Genomic DNA, 20,389 nt, shown 5'->3' with positions numbered 1-20,389 from the left:
TGGGAGATGATAATGAGATGTTTAGCCCATATTGCTCTGGTAACAGTGATACAGTTTATCGCCTGTTATCTGGCTGATTGGGGGAATGCCGAAACAGTTTTTATGCTGTTCTTCATAGTGCTATGGCAGGGACTGTTTATCTGGTTGTTCTCTCAAATACGAAAAAAACGGGATGTGTCGGATGAGTTTAAGTTTAGTAAAGGCGTTTGGTATATAACGATGCCAGTATCTTCCTTACTCTCTCCGTTATTAAGCCTGATGGTTTTTATCATTGGTACACTATACGAATTAAGGCAAGTTAGTGGTTGCATAAGCATAAAAAAATGGGGGCAAAATCAACTCAAAGACCAATATGATGGGAGTGAAAAGTTAGACTTCGGGGGCATTGAACAGACCCCAACGATCTACTATAACCCTTCAACCGGATATCCTATGCATGGAGGCTTTGATTCAGCGGGAAATACTTTTGGGACTCGTTGGCAGGACTATTATGACAGGCAATAAGAAAACTGTAGTTTGTAAAAAAGGTAATTTGATGAAAACAAAAAAATTGATGATGGTTACACTGGTCAGTTCCACTCTGGCCCTTTCAGGGTGTGGTGCGATGAGCACAGCAATCAAGAAGCGTAACCTTGAGGTGAAGACTCAGATGAGTGAGACCATCTGGCTTGAACCCGCCAGCGAACGCACGGTATTTCTGCAGATCAAAAACACGTCTGATAAAGACATGAGTGGGCTGCAGGGCAAAATTGCTGATGCTGTGAAAGCAAAAGGGTATCAGGTGGTGACTTCTCCGGATAAAGCCTACTACTGGATTCAGGCGAATGTGCTGAAGGCCGATAAGATGGATCTGCGGGAGTCTCAGGGATGGCTGAACCGTGGTTATGAAGGCGCAGCAGTTGGTGCAGCGTTAGGTGCCGGTATCACCGGATATAATTCCAATTCTGCCGGTGCCACACTCGGTGTGGGCCTTGCTGCCGGTCTGGTGGGTATGGCTGCAGATGCGATGGTGGAAGATGTGAACTATACCATGATCACGGATGTGCAGATTGCAGAGCGTACTAAGGCAACGGTGACAACGGATAATGTTGCCGCCCTGCGTCAGGGCACATCAGGTGCGAAAATTCAGACCAGTACTGAAACAGGTAACCAGCATAAATACCAGACCCGTGTGGTCTCAAATGCGAACAAGGTTAACCTGAAATTTGAAGAGGCGAAGCCTGTTCTCGAAGACCAGCTGGCCAAATCAATCGCAAATATTCTCTGATTATCTTCCGGAGGCTGGTCTGACCGGCCTCCTGACTGACGCCTCGCTTTGCTCGTTGTCCAACCCCGGGGAGAAATAAAATAAATTTTATTTCTCCCCGGCGTTTCCGAAATAAATATGAAAACACTGAGCGGTTGTGCAAATTCTTTGTGCGACCGTGAAGTGTTGCCGGCGAAGCCGGAATTTAACGGTTATTAATCTTTTCATCATTAATAATCAGTCCGACTGACTTTCTTTCTTCAGAATATCATCATGAGTTTTAACGCAAAGGATATGACCCAGGGCGGTCAGATTGCGTCCATGCGTATCCGCATGTTCAGTCAGATCGCCAATATCATACTTTACTGCCTGTTTATTTTTTTCTGGATCCTAGTTGGTCTGGTTTTATGGGTAAAAATAAGCTGGCAGACGTTTGTGAATGGCTGCATTTACTGGTGGTGCACCACGCTGGAAGGCATGCGGGATTTAATCAGGTCCCAGCCGGTCTATGAGATCCAGTATTACGGCAAAACCTTCCGGATGAACGCGGCTCAGGTACTGCATGATAAATATATGATCTGGTGCGGTGAGCAGTTATGGTCGGCATTCGTTCTGGCGTCTGTCGTGGCCCTGGTTATCTGCCTGATCACCTTCTTTGTTGTCTCCTGGATTCTGGGGCGTCAGGGTAAACAACAGAGCGAAAATGAAATCACAGGTGGTCGTCAGCTGACTGACAATCCGAAAGAGGTGGCCAGGATGCTGAAAAAAGATGGCAAGGATTCCGATATCCGGATTGGCGATCTGCCGATTATCCGGGATTCTGAAATCCAGAACTTCTGTCTGCACGGCACTGTCGGGGCCGGTAAGTCGGAGGTTATCCGTCGTCTGGCCAACTACGCCCGTCAGCGTGGTGATATGGTGGTGATTTATGACCGTTCGGGGGAATTTGTTAAAAGTTACTATGATCCCTCCATCGATAAAATCCTGAATCCGCTGGATGCACGCTGTGCTGCCTGGGATTTGTGGAAGGAGTGCCTGACACAGCCAGATTTTGATAATACCGCAAATACTCTGATCCCGATGGGGACAAAAGAGGACCCGTTCTGGCAGGGTTCAGGACGTACCATTTTTGCGGAAGCGGCATACCTGATGCGTAATGACCCCAACCGCAGCTACAGCAAACTGGTGGACACACTGCTTTCCATCAAAATTGAAAAGCTGCGTACCTTCCTGCGTAATTCACCGGCGGCCAACCTGGTGGAAGAGAAAATCGAGAAAACGGCCATATCCATCCGTGCTGTGCTGACCAACTACGTGAAAGCCATCCGTTACCTGCAGGGGATTGAGCATAACGGTGAGCCCTTCACCATCCGTGACTGGATGCGTGGTGTCCGGGAAGATCAGAAAAACGGCTGGCTGTTTATTTCGTCGAACGCCGACACCCATGCCTCCCTGAAGCCGGTGATCTCCATGTGGCTGTCCATTGCTATTCGTGGTCTGCTGGCAATGGGAGAAAACCGTAACCGTCGTGTGTGGTTTTTCTGTGACGAGTTACCCACGTTACACAAACTGCCGGATCTGGTGGAGATCCTGCCGGAAGCCCGTAAGTTCGGTGGCTGTTATGTGTTTGGTATCCAGTCCTATGCCCAGCTGGAAGATATCTACGGTGAGAAAGCGGCTGCCACGCTGTTTGACGTCATGAACACCCGTGCCTTTTTCCGTTCTCCCAGCCATAAGATTGCAGAGTTCGCTGCCGGTGAAATTGGTGAGAAAGAGCACCTGAAAGCCAGCGAGCAGTATTCCTACGGTGCTGATCCGGTACGTGACGGGGTATCGACCGGTAAGGATATGGAGCGTCAGACGCTGGTCAGTTATTCCGACATTCAGTCTCTGCCGGATCTGACCTGTTATGTCACCCTGCCCGGACCGTATCCGGCAGTAAAACTCTCCCTGAAATATCAGACACGACCGAAGGTCGCTCCGGAGTTTATTCCGCGTGACATCAACCCGGAAATGGAGAACCGTCTGAGTGCCGTACTTGCCGCAAGGGAAGCAGAAGGTCGTCAGATGGCCAGCCTCTTCGAACCGGATGTCCCGGAGGTTGTTTCCGGAGAAGACGTGACTCAGGCTGAACAGCCGCAACAGCCGGTGTCTCCTGCCATCAACGATAAGAAGTCAGATGCAGGTGTGAATGTTCCGGCAGGGGGGATCGAGCAGGAGCTGAAAATGAAACCGGAAGAAGAGATGGAACAGCAACTGCCACCCGGGATCAGTGAATCCGGTGAAGTGGTGGATATGGCCGTTTATGAGGCATGGCAACGGGAGCAGAATCCGGATATCCAGCAGAAGATGCAGCGTCGTGAAGAGGTGAACATCAATGTGCACCGGGAGCGCGGGGAGGATGTTGAGCCGGGAGATGATTTCTGATGAACAGGTCAGCTCCAGTCTTCAATTCTCAGACCGTCCACACGTTCAAATTCCCGGGTGTTATTAGTCACAATAATCAGTCCCCGACTGCGGGCATGACCTGCGATCATTTGATCAAATGGCCCGACAGGGCGTCCCTGACGGGCAAGTTCTGCTCTTATCTGGCCGCTGTGTGTGGCTGCGGCAGCGTCGTAATCCAGAACATCAATGCGGGAAACAAATCCCTCGATCACAGCGAGATTACGTTCAGGCATCTGGCTTTTTTCTGCACCATATATCAGCTCCATCAGGGTGACCGAACTGATACACATTCTCCCCTGGTTCAGGTTAAAACGCTCCCTGACGCTGGCGGGTTTGTTCTTTATCGTGAAAATGCAGATGTTGGTATCGAGCATAAACTTCAGCATCAGAATGACTCCCTTTCCTGCATGCCGGGCTGTTCCCTGTTATCCATAAAATCGGCGCTGACGTTGTGTCCGTCGAACCATTCGTCCCATGTCTCTCCGGCTGGCGTAATGATTCTGGTTCGTCCGACAGCAATCACTTCAACGCGTTTTACGTTTTCCGGCAATGCAACCGCTTTTGGCAGTCTGACCGCCTGGCTGCGGTTGCTGAAAAATACGGTGGTTTCCATTATTTGCCTCCTTATGTGGATATGTCTTGTGTATATCCATTGTGGGATTGATACCGGGATATGTCAAAGGGATATACGTTTATGATGAGTATCGCGCAGGTCAGATCGGCCGGAAGTGCCGGTAACTATTATACCGACAAGGATAATTACTATGTGCTGGGCAGCATGGGAGAACGCTGGGCCGGCAGGGGGGCTGAACAGCTGGGGCTGCAGGGCAGCGTCGATAAGGATGTTTTTACCCGTCTTCTGGAGGGGAAGCTGCCGGACGGAGCGGATTTAAGCCGCATGCAGGATGGCAGTAATAAGCATCGTCCCGGCTACGACCTGACCTTCTCCGCCCCCAAAAGTGTCTCCGTGATGGCCATGTTAGGCGGTGATAAACGTCTTATTGATGCACATAACCAGGCCGTGGATTTTGCTGTCCGTCAGGTGGAGGCGCTGGCTTCCACACGGGTTATGACGGACGGACAGTCAGAAACGGTGCTGACCGGTAATCTGGTGATGGCACTGTTTAACCACGACACCAGTCGCGATCAGGAACCACAGTTACACACACATGCGGTAGTGGCCAATGTCACGCAGCATAACGGCGAGTGGAAGACATTGAGCAGTGACAAAGTGGGGAAAACGGGGTTCATTGAGAATGTGTACGCTAATCAGATTGCCTTCGGCAGGCTCTACCGGGAAAAACTGAAAGAGCAGGTTGAGGCGCTAGGCTATGAAACGGAAGTGGTTGGTAAGCACGGTATGTGGGAGATGCCGGGCGTACCGGTGGAGGCCTTCTCCGGACGCTCACAGGCTATCCGGGAGGCCGTCGGGGAAGACGCCTCGCTGAAATCCCGGGATGTGGCGGCACTGGATACGCGAAAATCCAAACAGCACGTCGATCCTGAAGTCAGAATGGCTGAATGGATGCAGACGCTGAAGGAAACCGGGTTCGACATCCGGGCGTATCGTGACGCGGCGGACCAACGGGCGGAGACCCGCACGCAGACGCCCGGACCCGCTTCACAGGACGGGCCGGATGTGCAGCAGGCGGTGACACAGGCCATTGCCGGATTAAGTGAACGCAAAGTGCAGTTTACGTACACGGACGTGCTGGCCAGAACGGTCGGCATACTGCCGCCGGAAAATGGTGTGATTGAACGGGCACGCGCCGGTATCGATGAGGCCATCAGCCGTGAGCAGCTTATCCCCCTCGATCGTGAGAAGGGGCTGTTCACGTCCGGGATTCATGTGCTCGATGAGCTGTCAGTCCGGGCACTCAGTCGTGACATCATGAAACAGAACCGGGTGACCGTACATCCGGAGAAAAGTGTCCCCCGGACGGCCGGTTACAGCGATGCGGTCAGTGTTCTGGCACAGGATCGCCCGTCGCTGGCTATTGTGTCCGGGCAGGGCGGTGCAGCCGGGCAGCGTGAGCGGGTGGCGGAGCTGGTCATGATGGCCCGGGAGCAGGGGCGGGAGGTGCAGATTATCGCCGCTGACCGTCGCTCGCAGATGAACCTGAAGCAGGATGAACGGCTGTCCGGTGAGCTGATAACCGGACGTCGTCAGCTGCAGGAGGGCATGGCCTTCACGCCGGGCAATACTGTTATCGTTGACCAGGGCGAAAAACTCTCCCTGAAAGAGACGTTAACCCTGCTGGACGGTGCCGCACGTCATAACGTACAGGTCCTGATAACCGACAGCGGGCAGCGAACCGGTACAGGCAGTGCACTGATGGCCATGAAAGATGCCGGGGTGAACACATATCGCTGGCAGGGGGGAGAACAGCGGCCGGCCACCATCATCAGTGAACCGGACCGTAATGTCCGCTATGCCCGGCTGGCAGGAGATTTTGCTGCCAGCGTGAAAGCCGGAGAAGAGAGCGTGGCACAGGTCAGCGGGGTACGGGAACAGGCCATACTGACACAGGCCATTCGCAGTGAGCTGAAAACACAGGGCGTGCTCGGACGCCCGGAGGTAACCATGACCGCCCTGTCGCCGGTCTGGCTGGACAGCCGGAGCCGTTATCTGCGGGATATGTACCGTCCGGGGATGGTGATGGAGCAGTGGAACCCGGAGACACGCAGTCATGACCGCTATGTTATCGACCGGGTGACGGCGCAGAGTAACAGCCTGACCCTGCGGGATGCGCAGGATGAAACGCAGGTGGTGCGTATTTCCTCCCTGGACAGCAGCTGGTCGCTGTTCCGGCCGGAAAAAATGCCGGTGGCAGACGGCGAGCGACTGAGGGTGACAGGGAAAATTCCCGGACTCCGCGTCTCCGGCGGTGACCGCCTGCAGGTGGCATCCGTCAGTGAAGATGCGATGACGGTTGTTGTGCCGGGGCGGGCTGAACCGGCCTCCCTGCCTGTGAGCGATTCACCATTCATGGCACTGAAGCTGGAGAACGGCTGGGTGGAAACGCCCGGGCATTCCGTCAGCGACAGTGCGAAGGTTTTTGCCTCCGTCACACAGATGGCAATGGACAACGCCACCCTGAACGGTCTGGCCCGCAGCGGTCGTGATGTCCGGCTGTATTCCTCACTGGATGAAACCCGTACTGCGGAAAAACTTGCCCGCCATCCCTCCTTTACGGTGGTTTCTGAGCAGATAAAGGCGCGTGCCGGTGAGACATTGCTGGAAACCGTTATCAGTCTGCAGAAAACCGGGCTTCACACGCCGGCACAGCAGGCTATTCATCTGGCGCTTCCTGTGGTGGAAAGTAAAAACCTGGCCTTCAGCATGGTGGACCTGCTGACAGAGGCGAAGTCGTTTGCTGCAGAAGGAACCAGTTTTACTGAACTGGGAGGGGAAATCAATGCGCAGATAAAACGCGGTGATTTACTGTATGTGGATGTGGCAAAAGGCTATGGCACAGGCCTGCTGGTTTCCCGTGCGTCGTATGAGGCAGAAAAGAGCATTCTTCGCCATATTCTCGAAGGTAAGGAGGCGGTCACGCCACTGATGGAGAGAGTACCTGGCGAACTCATGGAGAAACTGACATCAGGACAGCGTGCCGCTACCCGCATGATACTGGAAACGTCCGACCGTTTCACGGTGGTGCAGGGCTATGCCGGTGTGGGTAAGACCACACAGTTCCGGGCGGTGATGTCAGCCGTGAACATGCTGCCGGAGAGTGAACGTCCCCGTGTCGTGGGGCTGGGGCCCACGCACCGTGCGGTCGGTGAGATGCGCAGCGCCGGCGTGGATGCACAGACGCTGGCGTCCTTTCTGCATGACACGCAGCTGCTGCAGCGCAGCGGAGAAACGCCGAATTTCAGCAACACGCTGTTCCTGCTCGATGAGAGCTCTATGGTGGGCAATACCGACATGGCACGGGCATACGCCCTGATTGCGGCCGGTGGCGGTCGTGCCGTGGCCAGTGGTGACACGGACCAGTTGCAGGCCATCGCGCCCGGTCAGCCTTTCCGTCTCCAGCAGACGCGCAGTGCTGCCGATGTGGTCATCATGAAGGAGATTGTGCGTCAGACGCCGGAACTGCGGGAGGCGGTATACAGCCTGATTAACCGGGATGTGGAAAGGGCACTGTCCGGGCTTGAGAGTGTGAAACCGTCTCAGGTTCCCCGTCAGGAGGGCGCATGGGCACCGGAGCACTCCGTGACGGAGTTCAGTCACAGCCAGGAAGCGAAACTGGCAGAAGCGCAGCAGAAGGCGATGCTGAAAGGCGAGGCTTTCCCGGATATCCCCATGACACTGTATGAAGCCATTGTCCGCGACTATACCGGCAGGACACCGGAAGCACGGGAGCAGACGCTGATTGTCACACACCTGAATGAGGACCGGCGCGTACTGAACAGCATGATTCATGATGCACGGGAAAAGGCCGGTGAGCTGGGCAAAGAGCAGGTCATGGTGCCTGTCCTGAACACAGCGAATATACGTGACGGAGAACTGCGTCGTCTCTCCACCTGGGAGAATAACCCGGATGCCCTTGCCCTGGTGGATAGTGTGTATCACCGGATTGCCGGTATCAGCAAGGATGACGGGCTGATAACCCTGGAGGATGCGGAAGGTAACACGCGGCTGATTTCGCCCCGGGAGGCGGTGGCTGAAGGCGTCACACTGTACACCCCGGACACCATCCGGGTGGGAACCGGTGACCGGATGCGCTTCACGAAGAGTGACCGGGAGCGAGGTTATGTGGCCAACAGCGTCTGGACGGTGACAGCGGTTTCCGGTGACAGTGTCACGCTGTCGGACGGACAGCAGATCCGGGTGATTCGCCCAGGTCAGGAGCGGGCAGAGCAACATATTGACCTGGCTTATGCCATCACCGCCCACGGTGCGCAGGGGGCAAGTGAAACCTTTGCCATCGCGCTTGAAGGCACGGAAGGTAACCGGAAACTGATGGCCGGCTTTGAGTCAGCCTACGTGGCCCTGTCGCGTATGAAGCAGCATGTGCAGGTGTACACCGATAACCGTCAGGGCTGGACGGATGCCATCAACAATGCCGTACAGAAAGGAACTGCCCACGATGTGCTAGAGCCGAAATCGGACCGGGAGGTCATGAATGCAGAGCGGCTGTTCAGTACGGCGCGGGAGCTGCGGGACGTGGTGGCCGGCCGTGCCGTTCTCCGTCAGGCAGGGCTGGCCGGGGGAGACAGTCCTGCACGGTTTATTGCACCCGGGCGCAAATATCCGCAGCCGTATGTGGCACTGCCGGCTTTTGACCGTAACGGCAAGTCAGCTGGTATCTGGCTGAACCCGCTGACCACGGATGACGGAAACGGGCTGCGGGGCTTCAGTGGTGAAGGCCGGGTGAAAGGCAGCGGGGATGCGCAGTTCGTGGCCCTGCAGGGCAGCCGTAACGGAGAGAGCCTGCTGGCTGATAATATGCAGGATGGTGTCCGGATTGCCCGTGATAATCCTGACAGCGGTGTGGTGGTAAGAATCGCCGGTGAAGGTCGTCCGTGGAATCCCAGAACCATCACCGGTGGTCGCGTGTGGGGGGATATCCCGGACAACAGCGTTCAGCCGGGAGCCGGAAATGGCGAACCGGTCACGGCAGAGGTACTGGCACAGCGGCAGGCTGAAGAGGCCATCCGCCGTGAAACGGAACGCCGTGCGGATGAAATTGTCCGTAAAATGGCAGAGAACAAACCTGACCTGCCGGACGGCAAAACAGAGCAGGCTGTCAGGGATATTGCCGGGCTGGAGCGTGACCGGTCTGCCATATCTGAACGGGAAGCCGCGCTGCCGGAGAGTGTACTGCGTGAACCACAACGGGTGCGGGAAGCGGTCCGGGAGGTTGCCCGGGAAAATCTGCTGCAGGAGCGACTGCAGCAGATGGAGCGGGATATGGTTCGTGACCTGCAGAAAGAGAAAACCCTGGGCGGAGACTGACACAGGAAGATAAACGCTGATGACAACGGATAACACGAACACAACACGTAATGATTCACTGGCTGCCCGGACCGATACCTGGTTGCAGTCGTTGCTGGTCTGGTCACCCGGACAGCGGGATATCATCAAAACGGTGGCACTGGTGCTGATGGTTCTGGACCATGCAAACCGCATTCTGCATCTGGACCAGTCGTGGATGTTTCTGGTCGGGCGTGGGGCCTTTCCGCTGTTTGCCCTGGTGTGGGGGCTGAATCTGTCCCGTCATACGCATATCCGGCAGGAGGCCATTAACCGGCTGTGGGGATGGGCGGTGATTGCCCAGTTCGCATATTATCTGGCCGGCTTTCCCTGGTGCGTATTACCGTGAAGGAGATCGGTGAGTAACATCGATGGAGATCGGTTCGTGTCACTTTCACAGAACCGTTTTTAAATTACCTTCACTGATCTCCTTCGGTCAACGGAGATTGTATTTTCCGCATTGATTCTCCTTTAAGTTCGATCTTGATACTGCCATGAACCAGTCGATCTAGGATGGCATCCGCATGTGTGGAGTCTCCGATCATTTTGTACCAGTTTTCCACCGGCAACTGGCTCACTACGATGATTGAGCCTCGTTGGTACATCAGATCCACTATTTCCAGCAGGTCGCTACGCTGTTCTGATGAGAGAGGTTCCAGCCCCCAGTCATCCAGAAGCAGCAGATCGCTATTATTCAGCCTGGTCAAAAGTTTGCTGTATCTTCCATCAGCATGCCCCTGATAGCACTGTTCCATCAGCGCTTTAAGGCGATAATAGTAGACCTTGTATCCCTGTCGGCAGGCATTATGACCAAGTGCACATGCCAGGAACGTTTTACCGCTGCCGGTGGCCCCGGTCAGTAAAATATTTTGTTTCAGGGTTAACCAGTTTCCCTGACTGAGTGAACGGATGAGGGCCCTGTCCAGCCCTCTATTGTTACGATAATCCAGCTTTGATAACTCAGCATTAAGTCTGAACCGTGCATGTTTGATCAGACGCTCTGCCTTCCTGTTTTCACGGCAGGTTAGTTCTTCTGCTGTCAGTAATGACAGGCGTTCTTCGAAGCCCAGCTCCTGGTATGTGCCCGGTTGAGCAAGTTGCTTTTTAAGCGCATCACGGAAGCCGGTGAGTTTAAGTGCGGTCAGTTGTTCGTAAAGATGATTCATCATTGGATCCCGTATCAGTGGTAATACTCACTGCCGCGTACGTTTTCGTGTTCCATCGTGGATAACAGATCTGGTTTTGGATCCTGAACAGGTTGTTTATCCAGACCTTTTTCCAGGATCGATTTAATACCTGACAGACGCCATACCTTTGTTTTCAGAGCTCTTGCACATGCTGCATTAAGTCTGGCTTTACTGTATTTTTTATGAAGGTTCAGGAGTCCAAGGCAGAAGCGATAGCTTTGTTCCGGATGTGGACGAGAGTTCAGTATATGAAGCACATAACTATGAGTTTCACTGCCTATGTGCCCCGCCCATTCCAGAAGACGCTCTGGCGTCCAGGTGGCATGCTGTCGATGAGCTTCAGGCATGTGCTCGTTGCGGGTACTGTAGCCATAAGTACGCTTGCGCGGGTGCACAGCAACCTCCTGCCCCTGATTGAAGAGTCTTACCAGTTCTCCGGAGATCCATGCTTCCAGTTGCTGGCCTAACAGCGAACATGGAACCGAGTAGTAATGTTTGTCGATTTCCACGTGGTAATCGGCATGAACTCTGACTTTCTTCACCAGGGTGTAACTGTAACTGGCTTCAGGAAGAGGCTTCAGTGCGGGTTTATCAAGCTGGATGAAGAGTTCTGCACGTGAATAACCCAACTTCTGCATTATTTTGTTATTCAGTCTTTCCAGCAACTCCCGAATGCGCTGATTAAGCGATGCAAGGCTGTAGAAGATCTCATGCCTGATTCGGGCCATGATCCAGCGTTCAACAACCTGAACGCCAACTTCAGCTTTGGCTTTATCTTTCGGTTTACGTGGCCGCGCAGGCAAAACTGCGACATTATAATGCTCAAGCATCTGCTGGTAGGTAGGGTTAACGTCAGGATCATACTTACATGCCCTGGATGTGGCGCTTTTCAGATTGTCCGGAACAACAAGTTCAGGAACGCCACCCAACCACTGGAAGCAGCGAACATGACTCATCACCCAGTCTTCAAGCTGCTGAGACCAGGTGGCCTCTGCCCATGTGTAACTTGATGCCCCGAGAACAGCTACGATGACCTGAGCAGTTCTTATTTCTCCGGTCTCAGGGTCGGTAACGCCAACGGTAGGTCCACAGTAATCAACGAAAAGTTTTTCGCCAGCTTTATGTACCTGACGCATTGATGGTGAAGTGGTTTTGAGCCATTCACGGTACATCCGGCAGTAATGGTTATAGCTGTAAAAACCGCCTGGATTACGCTCACAGTATTCTTCCCAGAGTAGCTGCAGCGTCACGCATTTATTACGCAGTTCCCGGTGTACTGTAGCCCAGTCAGGCAGAGAGTGCTTCTTCATCTTAACCTGGGTCTGAAGGAACGCATGTTTTAGTTTTGTATCATCCCATCCTGTAGGTAAGGGCCACTGCTTTATGCCAAGTTGAGCCGCCCGATTAGCATATCTGGATACAACGGAAGGGGAGATTGCAAGACTACGACCAATTTGTCGATGGCTGAGTCCAACACCGTATTTAAGCCTAAGAATTTCTTTAAGTTTTCTCATAGAAATTGGAACTGTTGGCATAGGTATCCTTTACCGGAATGGCAAAAGATACAGATCAACACACCTGTGAAGTTCCAATAACATTGATGGAGATCACTGAATAACAAAATGAGTCAAAAGTGATCTCCATCGATGTTATTCAGCGATCTGTTCAAATGTTATTACCCGATCTCGATGGAAGTTATTGAGTGATCTCCTTTCATGAAAATACGCACCTGGTATGAGGGGAATATCCTGTTTGCCTTTGCAGTTGCGGCACAGGTGCTGACATGGTGTGAAACGCGCACCTGGTGGCGTTCCGCAGAGACCATGTTGCTTCTGGCAATGTGGTTGCCTTTCTCCGGCACCAGTTACGGCATTGCCGGGCTGCTGATGCTGGCAGTCAGCCACAGGCTGTACCGGGCGGAAGACAGAATGGAACGTCTGGCGCTGGTCGCCTGCCTGCTGGCTGTTATTCCGGCGCTTAACCTTGCCACCAGTGATGCAGCGGCGGTGGCCGGCCTTGTGATGACGGTGCTGACTGTTGGTCTGGTGTCCTGTACAGGGAAATCACTACCCCGTTTCTGGTACGGGGATTTTTTCCCGACGTTCTATGCCTGTCATCTTACTGTGCTGGGCGTTCTGGCTGTGTGACTGGTATGATGCTGGCGCTGATTCTGCTTATTAATAAACAACATAACACAGGATATTTATGAAAATTACGGATCACAAACTCCCTGAAGGTATTGCCCTGACATTTCGTGTCCCGGAAGGAAATATAAAACATCCTTTGATTCTCTTATGCCATGGATTTTGCGGTATCCGGAATGTTCTGCTGCCTTCCTTTGCGAATGCGTTTACAGAAGCCGGGTTTGCAACGATTACTTTTGATTATCGTGGATTCGGTGAGAGTGAAGGGGAACGAGGTCGTCTGGTTCCGGCAATGCAGACCGAAGATATTATTTCAGTTATCAATTGGGCAGAAAAGCAGGTATGTATTGATAATCAGCGTATTGGGTTATGGGGAACATCGCTGGGAGGGGGGCATGTCTTCAGTGCAGCTGCGCAGGACCAACGCGTAAAATGTATTGTCAGCCAGCTGGCTTTTGCTGACGGTGAGGTTCTGGTTACCGGAGAAATGAATGAACTGGAGAAAGCTTCTTTTCTGTCCACGCTGAATAAAATGGCAGAAAAGAAGAAAAATACCGGGAAAGAGATGTTTGTGGGGGTTACCCGGGTACTGAGTGATAATGAATCAAAGGTATTCTTCGAGAAGGTAAAAGGTCAGTATCCTGAAATGGATATAAAAATACCTTTCCTTACGGTTATGGAGACGTTGCAATATAAACCGGCAGAGAGCGCAGCCAAAGTACAGTGCCCAGTTTTGGTTGTTATTGCCGGCCAGGATAGTGTTAATCCACCAGAACAGGGAAGAGCCTTATATGATGCTGTTGCTTCTGGTACTAAGGAATTATACGAGGAAGCTGACGCATGCCATTATGATATTTATAAAGGCGCGTTTTTTGAACGTGTGGCGGCAGTACAGACGCAATGGTTTAAAAAACATCTTTAATTGTCGGTATTAATATGTCAGAGGTCGTTGAGGTCAGCTTAATATCATAGTGAGTAGTTTCAACGACCTGGAGGACATATTTTCACAAAGGTCAGGGCAATCATGACAGAGCAGAAACGACCGGTACTGACACTGAAACGGAAAACGGAAGGGGAAACACCGACCCGGAGCCGGAAAACCATCATCAATGTCACCACGCCACCAAAATGGAAGGTGAAAAAGCAGAAACTGGCGGAGAAGGCTGCCCGGGAAGCAGAGCTGGCGGCGAAGAAAGCACAGGCCAGACAGGCGCTGTCCATTTATCTGACGCTGCCCTCGCTGGATGAGGCGGTGAACACTCTGAAACCCTGGTGGCCGGGATTGTTTGACGGTAACACGCCCCGGCTTCTGGCCTGCGGTATCCGGGACGTGTTACTGGAAGACGTGGCGCAGCGGAATATCCCGCTCTCGCATAAAAAACTGCGCCGGGCGCTGAAGGCCATCACCCGTTCAGAAAGCTATCTGTGTGCCATGAAAGCCGGTGCCTGCCGGTATGACACGGAAGGGTATGTGACGGAGCATATTTCTCAGGAGGAGGAAGCGTATGCGGCAGGGCGTTTGGAGAAAATTCGCCGCCAGAACCGGACAAAGGCAGAACTTCAGGCCGTGCTTGATGGGAAATAAAAAAAGCCTCCCCGGAAACCGGGGAGGCTGAAACAATAAGGCTTAAAAGGAAATAACTTCCGTACCCGAAAGGAAGCCAGTCCACTGAATTATTTACCACAATAATACTGACGACTAAAAGGGAGGAGCAGAAAAATGAATGGATTCAGAAACAGTTCACGGAACGGTCAGGTCTGGCGTTACCAGCGTGCCGGCGGGCGGGCCGTTATTCTGGAGGTCAGTGGACGCTGGATGGAAGCGGCAGAAGCATGGCGACGGGCTGCCTGCATAGCTCCCCGGACAGACTGGCAACAGTTTGCCCGGAAAAGGGCTGAACACTGCCACCGGCGCTGCCGGGGAAGGGTGTAACGAAAAAAGCAGCCTTCATTACTCCAGGAGTCAGAAGGCTGAAAGGAGTTTATGAGATTTGCTTTTTTTAATATCCGGTCGGGCAGTATGACCGGCCAGTTCTGAGTAGCACAGAGTTTTTTCCGTATTAAGTCGCGATTTTATATTTTGTGATTAATTTCACAAAATAAGGTCTTATTCAATGTGTGCTGCGATATTCAGGGGGGCTGAAATACAGGTGCCATTTATCTGATATGGAGAATAACATGAGGAAATATATTCCACTGGTATTATTTATCTTTTCATGGCCGGTATTGTCTGCAGATGTTCACGGGCAGATTTATGCACCAGACAGAATGAATGTTAATTAGTTTATGAATACAACAGGGGCTGATCAGCAATCACCGGAACATCGTAGCTGACGCGTTCGCAATGCTCAGTTGTCCCCCCCGGAAACGGGAAAAAGTAAGTTTTCCCCCGCTCCCGGCGTTTTTGTAACAAAAACAGGCAAATGGGGGTAATAGTCAGCAACAGGGAATGTGGTATTATCGCGGCGGGTGTTTGAGCCTTTCTGGTTCAGGCAAGACGCAGGTACCAGAAATGCGAAGACCCCACTCGTTAATCCATTAACTCGTGAGGTCTGCATGAAGTACCTTAACACTACTGATTGTAGCCTCTTCTTTGCTGAGAGGTCAAAGTTTATGACGAAATATGCCCTTATCGGGTTGCTCGCCGTGTGCGCCACGGTGTTGTGTTTTTCACTGATATTCAGGGAACGGTTATGTGAGCTGAATATTCACAGAGGAAATACAGTGGTGCAGGTAACTCTGGCCTACGAAGCACGGAAGTAAGCTGCCGGGCGGGGACGGAAGTCCCCGCTTTCCGGAAGTGTGAGGTATTTCAGGGGCAGACACCCTATATACCAGAAACAGCCGGTCCCGCCCGGGGCCGGCACCCTGGCTAAGGCATTTCCAGCTTTTCAGTCATTTCATTATCAAAATCACATTAAACGGTCGTAATCAGACATGATTTGTGCGCCAACACAGATCATCGTCACAACTTTCAAGTCGCTGATTTCAAAAAACTGTAGTATTCTCTGCGAAACGATCCCTGTTTGAGAATTGAGGAGGCGAGATGTCGCAGACAGAAAATGCAGTGACTTCCTCATCAGGCACCAAGCGTACATACCGGAAAGGTAACCCTGTTCCGGCCAGAGAGAGGCAAAGAGCTTCTCTGGCTCGCAGAAGCAACACTCATAAGGCTTTTCATGCGGTTATTCAGGCCCGGTTAAAAGACAGGCTGAGTGAACTGGCGGATGAGGAAGGTATTACTCAGGCGCAGATGCTTGAAAAACTGATTGAATCAGAGCTGAAACGCAGAGCGACTTCGTAAATATTCACATTCTTGCTTATCTCAGGAGTGAGTGGTAGATTGCTGATCGTTTAAGGAATTTTGTGGCTGGCCACGCCGTAAGGTGGCAGGGAACTGGTTCTGATGTGGATTTACAGGAGCCAGAAAAGCGAAAACCCCGATAATCTTCTTCAAGTTTGGCGACTAGAAAGATTACCGGGGCCCCATAAAACCGCATAGCCAACAATTCAGCTATGCGGGGAGTATAGTTATATGCCCGGAAAAGTTCAAGACTTCTTTCTGTGCTCACTCCTTCTGTGCATTGTAAGTGCAGGATGGTGTGGCTAATCATGAAACACATTCAGTAATAGCGGGTGGGATTGAATCAGATCTTCACATTGATTCCAGCAAGTATCCTCACCCGTTTTGCAGCCTTCTCCAGAAAAGGGCTCATTTTGACTCCTTCAAGCATCTGATCTTCATCAGAGGTTTGCTTGCAATAGCGCATGGCAAACGTAAAAATAAAATCAGCGCGTCGATGGTTAGTTTTTATGTTTCCCTCGTACAAGTAATGTGCGCACACTACATCCCTGATACGAACAAAGTTAACTTATCTGTTAAAGAGCTTTCAGTTTGTAGTGGAGGTTCATACACTCGTGTTTGGAGAGCCCTCAAAACTCTTGATAATGATCTTCATCTCATCGCTTTTGATGGAGGAACCATCTGGTTCAGACCAGATATGTTCGAAACTTTACGTGTCGGCCCAGACGAGCTAGTTACCGCCCGTAGGAGGGGGAATAGTGTTGGAGGGGGACATGGCTGATCTCCTTCAAAAATACTATTCACAGGTTAAAAATCCGAATCCGGTGTTCACACCCCGTGAAGGTGCCGGAACGCTGAAGTTCTGCGAAAAACTGATGGAAAAGGCGGTGGGCTTCACCTCCCGTTTTGATTTCGCCATTCATGTGGCACATGCCCGTTCGAAGGGACTGCGTCGGCGCATGCCACCGGTACTGCGTCGCCGGGCTATTGATGCGCTGCTGCAGGGGCTGTGTTTTCACTATGACCCGCTGGCCAACCGCGTCCAGTGCTCCATCACTACGCTGGCCATTGAGTGCGGACTGGCGACGGAGTCTGCTGCCGGAAAACTCTCCATCACCCGGGCCTCCCGAGCCTTGACGTTCCTTGCAGAGCTGGGACTGATTACCTACCAGACGGAATATGATCCGCTTATCGGGTGCTACATTCCGACCGATATCACGTTCACACCGGCGTTATTTGCCGCCCTTGATGTGTCTGAGGATGCAGTGGTTGCTGCGCGCCGCAGTCGTGTTGAATGGGAAAACAGACAGCGCAAAAAGCAGGGGCTGGATACCCTGGGTATGGATGAACTGATAGCGAAAGCCTGGCGTTTTGTGCGTGAGCGTTTCCGCAGTTACCAGACAGAGCTTAAGTCCCGTGGAATAAAGCGTGCCCGTGCGCGTCGTGATGCGAACAGGGAACGTCAGGATATCGTCACCCTGGTGAAACGGCAGCTGACGCGTGAAATCTCGGAAGGGCGCTTCACTGCCAATCGTGAGGCGGTAAAACGCGAAGTGGAGCGTCGTGTGAAAGAGCGCATGATTCTGTCACGTAACCGTAATTACAGCCGGCTGGCCACAGCTTCCCCCTGAAAGTGACCTCTTCTGAATAATCCGGCCCGCACCGGAGGCATTCGCACGCCTGAAGCCTGCCAGCGAACAAAAAAGCAGCACCTCATACAAAAAACAACCTCATCATCCACCTTCTGGTGCATCTGGCCCCCCCTGTTTTTGATACAAAACACGCCTCACAGACGGGGAATTTTGCTTATCCACATTTAACTGCAATGGACTTCCCCATAAGGTTACAACCGTTCATGTCATAAAGCGCCAGGCGCCAGCCTTACAGGGTGCAATGTATCTTTTAAACACCTGTTTATATCTCCTTTAAACTACTTAATTACATTCATTTAAAAAGAAAACCTATTCACTGCCTGTCCTGTGGACAGACAGATATGCACCTCCCACCGTAAACGGCGGGCCCCAACCGGAGCCACTTTAGTTACAACACACAAAACCAACCTCCAGAAAAACCCCGAACCAGCGCAGAACTGAAACCACAAAGCCCCTCCCTCATAACTGAAAAGCGGCCCCGCCCCGGCCCAAAGGGCCGGAACAGAGTCGCTTTTAATTATGAATGTTGTAACTACATCTTCATCGCTGTCAGTCTTCTCGCTGGAAGTTCTCAGTACACGCTCGTAAGCGGCCCTCACGGCCCGCTAACGCGGAGATACGCCCCGACTTCGGGTAAACCCTCGTCGGGACCACTCCGACCGCGCACAGAAGCTCTCTCATGGCTGAAAGCGGGTATGGTCTGGCAGGGCTGGGGATGGGTAAGGTGAAATCTATCAATCAGTACCGGCTTACGCCGGGCTTCGGCGGTTTTACTCCTGTATCATATGAAACAACAGAGTGCCGCCTTCCATGCCGCTGATGCGGCATATCCTGGTAACGATATCTGAATTGTTATACATGTGTATATACGTGGTAATGACAAAAATAGGACAAGTTAAAAATTTACAGGCGATGCAATGATTCAAACACGTAATCAATATCTGCAGTTTATGCTGGTTATGCTGGCTGCATGGGGCATTAGTTGGGGAGCCAGATTTGTCATGGAGCAGGCCGTTCTGCTTTATGGATCAGGAAAAAACTATTTGTTCTTCAGTCATGGTACTGTTCTGATGTACCTGCTGTGTGTTTTCCTGGTATACCGCCGTTGGATAGCTCCGCTACCGGTCGTTGGTCAGCTGCGCAACGTTGGCGTACCGTGGCTGGTCGGTGCGATGGCCGTGGTGTATGTCGGTGTATTTCTGCTCGGTAAGGCGCTGGCTCTGCCTGCTGAGCCATTTATGACGAAACTTTTTGCCGATAAGTCCATACCTGACGTGATCCTGACGTTGCTGACCATCTTTATCCTTGCCCCGTTGAATGAGGAAACGCTGTTCCGGGGGATTATGCTGAACGTCTTCCGTTCACGGTACTGCTGGACGATGTGGCTGGGGGCGCTGATAACGTCGTTGTTGTTCGTCGCCGCGCACAGCCAGTATCAGAACCTGCTGACACTGGCAGAACTGTTCCTGGTGGGGTTGATTACATCAGTGGCCAGGATCAGAAGTGGTGGCCTGCTGCTGCCGGTATTGCTGCATATGGAAGCAACCACGCTGGGTTTACTGTTTGGTTGAAAGTTATATTTTTATTAAACATTGTGCGTTAAAGCCTGGTGTGTTTTTTTAGTGGATGTTATATTTAAATATAACTTTTATGGAGGTGAAGAATGCATACCACCCGACTGAAGAGGGTTGGCGGCTCAGTTATGCTGACCGTCCCACCGGCACTGCTGAATGCGCTGTCTCTGGGCACAGATAATGAAGTTGGCATGGTCATTGATAATGGCCGGCTGATTGTTGAGCCGTACAGACGCCCGCAATATTCACTGGCTGAGCTACTGGCACAGTGTGATCCGAATGCTGAAATATCAGCTGAAGAACGAGAATGGCTGGATGCACCGGCGACTGGTCAGGAGGAAATCTGACATGGAAAGAGGGGAAATCTGGCTTGTCTCGCTTGATCCTACCGCAGGTCATGAGCAGCAGGGAACGCGGCCGGTGCTGATTGTCACACCGGCGGCCTTTAATCGCGTGACCCGCCTGCCTGTTGTTGTGCCCGTAACCAGCGGAGGCAATTTTGCCCGCACTGCCGGCTTTGCGGTGTCGTTGGATGGTGTTGGCATACGTACCACAGGTGTTGTACGTTGCGATCAACCCCGGACAATTGATATGAAAGCACGGGGCGGAAAACGACTCGAACGGGTTCCGGAGACTATCATGAACGAAGTTCTTGGCCGCCTGTCCACTATTCTGACTTGAACATGGGGTTTGAGGGGCAACTGGATGAAAACGTACGATTTAGGGCACTAAAACCGCTGGGCACTGTTGCAAATAGTCGGTGGTGATAAACTTATCATCCCCTTTTGCTGATGGAGCTGCACATGAACCCATTCAAAGGCCGGCATTTTCAGCGTGACATCATTCTGTGG

Annotated in this window: 20 protein-coding genes and 3 pseudogenes; 19 read left to right on the top strand and 4 right to left on the bottom strand. The window is 52.2% G+C overall.

Going from position 1 to position 20,389, the window contains the following annotated elements:
• The first annotated feature begins 6 nt into the window (after positions 1-6).
• From ACJHYO_RS22590 to traD, 3 genes are all read left to right on the top strand, one after another.
• On the top strand, positions 7-504 hold the full coding sequence (locus ACJHYO_RS22590; RefSeq protein ID WP_000605857.1) for an entry exclusion protein: 498 nt from the start codon (positions 7-9) through the stop codon (positions 502-504).
• 31 nt (positions 505-535) lie between these two features.
• The gene (gene traT, locus ACJHYO_RS22585; RefSeq protein WP_023565183.1) at positions 536-1,267 is read left to right on the top strand and encodes a conjugal transfer complement resistance protein TraT; all 732 of its coding nucleotides are present in this window, start codon (positions 536-538) and stop codon (positions 1,265-1,267) included.
• Positions 1,268-1,519: 252 nt separating this feature from the next.
• The gene (traD, locus tag ACJHYO_RS22580; RefSeq protein WP_000009324.1) at positions 1,520-3,673 is read left to right on the top strand and encodes a type IV conjugative transfer system coupling protein TraD; all 2,154 of its coding nucleotides are present in this window, start codon (positions 1,520-1,522) and stop codon (positions 3,671-3,673) included.
• Positions 3,674-3,681: 8 nt separating this feature from the next.
• Here traD and ACJHYO_RS22575 read toward each other — a convergent pair whose 3' ends face one another.
• Both ACJHYO_RS22575 and vapB read right to left on the bottom strand, forming a co-directional pair.
• The gene (locus ACJHYO_RS22575) at positions 3,682-4,080 is read right to left on the bottom strand and encodes a type II toxin-antitoxin system tRNA(fMet)-specific endonuclease VapC (RefSeq protein ID WP_000911313.1); all 399 of its coding nucleotides are present in this window, start codon (positions 4,078-4,080) and stop codon (positions 3,682-3,684) included.
• Entirely contained in the window at positions 4,080-4,307 is a 228-nt protein-coding gene (gene vapB, locus ACJHYO_RS22570; RefSeq protein WP_000450520.1) for a toxin-antitoxin system antitoxin VapB, read from the bottom strand. Before vapB ends, ACJHYO_RS22575 begins: the two co-directional genes overlap by 1 nt.
• Positions 4,308-4,388: 81 nt before the next feature.
• Here vapB and traI point away from each other — a divergent pair, with 81 nt between their 5' ends.
• Both traI and traX (ACJHYO_RS22560) read left to right on the top strand, forming a co-directional pair.
• The gene (traI, locus tag ACJHYO_RS22565; protein ID WP_063074904.1) at positions 4,389-9,659 is read left to right on the top strand and encodes a conjugative transfer relaxase/helicase TraI; all 5,271 of its coding nucleotides are present in this window, start codon (positions 4,389-4,391) and stop codon (positions 9,657-9,659) included.
• A 19-nt stretch (positions 9,660-9,678) separates the two neighbouring features.
• A pseudogene (traX, locus tag ACJHYO_RS22560) lies at positions 9,679-10,011 on the top strand (type-F conjugative transfer system pilin acetylase TraX); the annotation flags it as partial.
• A gap of 85 nt (positions 10,012-10,096) precedes the next feature.
• On the opposite strand, the gene istB reads toward traX (ACJHYO_RS22560), so the two are convergent.
• Positions 10,097-10,843, bottom strand: a complete 747-nt coding sequence (gene istB, locus ACJHYO_RS22555; RefSeq protein ID WP_001016257.1) for an IS21-like element ISEc12 family helper ATPase IstB — start codon at positions 10,841-10,843, stop codon at positions 10,097-10,099.
• Positions 10,844-10,857: 14 nt separating this feature from the next.
• Positions 10,858-12,399, bottom strand: a complete 1,542-nt coding sequence (gene istA / locus ACJHYO_RS22550) for an IS21-like element ISEc12 family transposase (protein WP_001298859.1) — start codon at positions 12,397-12,399, stop codon at positions 10,858-10,860.
• Between the two features lie 195 nt (positions 12,400-12,594).
• On the opposite strand from istA, the pseudogene traX (ACJHYO_RS22545) reads away from it, so the two are divergent.
• From traX (ACJHYO_RS22545) to pemK-mt, 14 genes and pseudogenes are all read left to right on the top strand, one after another.
• Positions 12,595-13,011 (top strand): annotated as a pseudogene (gene traX / locus ACJHYO_RS22545) (type-F conjugative transfer system pilin acetylase TraX); the annotation flags it as partial.
• A 58-nt stretch (positions 13,012-13,069) separates the two neighbouring features.
• Positions 13,070-13,930: an alpha/beta hydrolase gene (locus tag ACJHYO_RS22540; RefSeq protein WP_000704514.1), complete on the top strand. Its 861-nt coding sequence runs from the start codon at positions 13,070-13,072 to the stop codon at positions 13,928-13,930.
• A gap of 102 nt (positions 13,931-14,032) precedes the next feature.
• Positions 14,033-14,593, top strand: a complete 561-nt coding sequence (locus ACJHYO_RS22535; protein ID WP_000139315.1) for a fertility inhibition protein FinO — start codon at positions 14,033-14,035, stop codon at positions 14,591-14,593.
• A gap of 135 nt (positions 14,594-14,728) precedes the next feature.
• Positions 14,729-14,941, top strand: coding sequence for an ANR family transcriptional regulator (locus ACJHYO_RS22530; protein WP_001299730.1), 213 nt, complete (start codon positions 14,729-14,731; stop codon positions 14,939-14,941).
• 245 nt (positions 14,942-15,186) lie between these two features.
• A pseudogene (locus ACJHYO_RS22525) lies at positions 15,187-15,261 on the top strand (endonuclease); the annotation flags it as partial.
• Between the two features lie 303 nt (positions 15,262-15,564).
• Positions 15,565-15,771, top strand: coding sequence for a Hok/Gef family protein (locus ACJHYO_RS22520; RefSeq protein ID WP_001351576.1), 207 nt, complete (start codon positions 15,565-15,567; stop codon positions 15,769-15,771).
• A 283-nt stretch (positions 15,772-16,054) separates the two neighbouring features.
• Positions 16,055-16,312, top strand: a complete 258-nt coding sequence (locus ACJHYO_RS22515) for a replication regulatory protein RepA (protein ID WP_000083845.1) — start codon at positions 16,055-16,057, stop codon at positions 16,310-16,312.
• A gap of 231 nt (positions 16,313-16,543) precedes the next feature.
• Complete coding sequence (gene tap, locus ACJHYO_RS22510) at positions 16,544-16,618, top strand: RepA leader peptide Tap (RefSeq protein ID WP_001442103.1); 75 nt, start codon at positions 16,544-16,546, stop codon at positions 16,616-16,618.
• Positions 16,611-17,093, top strand: a complete 483-nt coding sequence (locus ACJHYO_RS22505; protein WP_001273588.1) for a hypothetical protein — start codon at positions 16,611-16,613, stop codon at positions 17,091-17,093. The genes tap and ACJHYO_RS22505 overlap by 8 nt, the downstream gene beginning before the upstream one ends.
• The gene (gene repA / locus ACJHYO_RS22500) at positions 17,086-17,943 is read left to right on the top strand and encodes an incFII family plasmid replication initiator RepA (protein ID WP_000774297.1); all 858 of its coding nucleotides are present in this window, start codon (positions 17,086-17,088) and stop codon (positions 17,941-17,943) included. Before ACJHYO_RS22505 ends, repA begins: the two co-directional genes overlap by 8 nt.
• Positions 17,944-18,643: 700 nt before the next feature.
• On the top strand, positions 18,644-18,784 hold the full coding sequence (locus tag ACJHYO_RS22495; protein ID WP_001333237.1) for a hypothetical protein: 141 nt from the start codon (positions 18,644-18,646) through the stop codon (positions 18,782-18,784).
• A 97-nt stretch (positions 18,785-18,881) separates the two neighbouring features.
• The gene (locus ACJHYO_RS22490; protein WP_000616807.1) at positions 18,882-19,535 is read left to right on the top strand and encodes a CPBP family intramembrane glutamic endopeptidase; all 654 of its coding nucleotides are present in this window, start codon (positions 18,882-18,884) and stop codon (positions 19,533-19,535) included.
• A gap of 92 nt (positions 19,536-19,627) precedes the next feature.
• On the top strand, positions 19,628-19,885 hold the full coding sequence (gene pemI, locus ACJHYO_RS22485) for a type II toxin-antitoxin system antitoxin PemI (RefSeq protein ID WP_000557619.1): 258 nt from the start codon (positions 19,628-19,630) through the stop codon (positions 19,883-19,885).
• Position 19,886: 1 nt separating this feature from the next.
• On the top strand, positions 19,887-20,219 hold the full coding sequence (gene pemK-mt, locus ACJHYO_RS22480) for a type II toxin-antitoxin system toxin endoribonuclease PemK-mt (protein ID WP_000439434.1): 333 nt from the start codon (positions 19,887-19,889) through the stop codon (positions 20,217-20,219).
• Positions 20,220-20,389: the final 170 nt, after the last annotated feature.

This window comes from Escherichia sp. WS1118 (assembly GCF_046487695.1).
GTDB classification, from domain to species: Bacteria; Pseudomonadota; Gammaproteobacteria; order Enterobacterales; family Enterobacteriaceae; genus Escherichia; species Escherichia coli.
The sequence above is the reverse complement of the archived record's forward strand: the minus strand, read 5'-3'. Positions and strand labels throughout refer to the sequence as shown.

Excerpts from the sequence above, each read along its gene's own strand:
- ACJHYO_RS22520 (WP_001351576.1), top strand. The coding sequence starts at position 15,565 with ATGAAGTACCTTAACACTACTGATTGTAGCCTCTTCTTTGCTGAGAGG.
- ACJHYO_RS22540 (WP_000704514.1), top strand. The coding sequence starts at position 13,070 with ATGAAAATTACGGATCACAAACTCCCTGAAGGTATTGCCCTGACATTT.
- ACJHYO_RS22490 (WP_000616807.1), top strand. The coding sequence starts at position 18,882 with ATGATTCAAACACGTAATCAATATCTGCAGTTTATGCTGGTTATGCTG.
- traI (WP_063074904.1), top strand. The coding sequence starts at position 4,389 with ATGATGAGTATCGCGCAGGTCAGATCGGCCGGAAGTGCCGGTAACTAT.
- vapB (WP_000450520.1), bottom strand. The coding sequence starts at position 4,307 with ATGGAAACCACCGTATTTTTCAGCAACCGCAGCCAGGCGGTCAGACTG.
- traD (WP_000009324.1), top strand. The coding sequence starts at position 1,520 with ATGAGTTTTAACGCAAAGGATATGACCCAGGGCGGTCAGATTGCGTCC.
- traT (WP_023565183.1), top strand. The coding sequence starts at position 536 with ATGAAAACAAAAAAATTGATGATGGTTACACTGGTCAGTTCCACTCTG.
- istB (WP_001016257.1), bottom strand. The coding sequence starts at position 10,843 with ATGAATCATCTTTACGAACAACTGACCGCACTTAAACTCACCGGCTTC.
- repA (WP_000774297.1), top strand. The coding sequence starts at position 17,086 with ATGGCTGATCTCCTTCAAAAATACTATTCACAGGTTAAAAATCCGAAT.
- ACJHYO_RS22530 (WP_001299730.1), top strand. The coding sequence starts at position 14,729 with ATGAATGGATTCAGAAACAGTTCACGGAACGGTCAGGTCTGGCGTTAC.
- ACJHYO_RS22515 (WP_000083845.1), top strand. The coding sequence starts at position 16,055 with ATGTCGCAGACAGAAAATGCAGTGACTTCCTCATCAGGCACCAAGCGT.
- ACJHYO_RS22575 (WP_000911313.1), bottom strand. The coding sequence starts at position 4,080 with ATGCTGAAGTTTATGCTCGATACCAACATCTGCATTTTCACGATAAAG.
- istA (WP_001298859.1), bottom strand. The coding sequence starts at position 12,399 with ATGCCAACAGTTCCAATTTCTATGAGAAAACTTAAAGAAATTCTTAGG.
- ACJHYO_RS22495 (WP_001333237.1), top strand. The coding sequence starts at position 18,644 with ATGGCTGAAAGCGGGTATGGTCTGGCAGGGCTGGGGATGGGTAAGGTG.
- ACJHYO_RS22590 (WP_000605857.1), top strand. The coding sequence starts at position 7 with ATGATAATGAGATGTTTAGCCCATATTGCTCTGGTAACAGTGATACAG.
- pemK-mt (WP_000439434.1), top strand. The coding sequence starts at position 19,887 with ATGGAAAGAGGGGAAATCTGGCTTGTCTCGCTTGATCCTACCGCAGGT.
- pemI (WP_000557619.1), top strand. The coding sequence starts at position 19,628 with ATGCATACCACCCGACTGAAGAGGGTTGGCGGCTCAGTTATGCTGACC.
- ACJHYO_RS22535 (WP_000139315.1), top strand. The coding sequence starts at position 14,033 with ATGACAGAGCAGAAACGACCGGTACTGACACTGAAACGGAAAACGGAA.